1 protein-coding gene is annotated in these 257 nt (G+C 74.3%); it reads left to right on the top strand.

Annotated elements, in window-relative coordinates; translation table 11 throughout:
* Positions 1-257: D-alanyl-D-alanine carboxypeptidase (locus ACH107_RS33940; protein ID WP_412509939.1), on the top strand; the 257-nt coding region annotated here is incomplete at both ends.

Raw genomic sequence — 257 nt, 5'->3', positions numbered from 1 at the left:
GGTGCGCAAGCCCGCACAATACGCGGGCGAGGTGTTCGCAGGCTTTGCCCGCGCGCACGGGATCGTGCTGACCGACCCGGCGCCGCAGCGCGGCCGGCCGGGCGGGACGGTGCTTGTCACCCACCGCAGCGCGCCGTTGCGCGACATCCTGCGCGGGATGCTGAAATATTCCACCAACCTGACGGCGGAAATGGTCGGCATGGCAGCCACGGCGCGCCGCGCCGGCAGGCCCGCGTCGCTGGCCGGGTCGGCGCGGG

Source organism: Roseovarius halophilus (ex Wu et al. 2025), from assembly GCF_047086965.1.
Note: the sequence above shows the minus strand (reverse complement) of the source record. Positions and strands in the feature narration are given on the sequence as shown.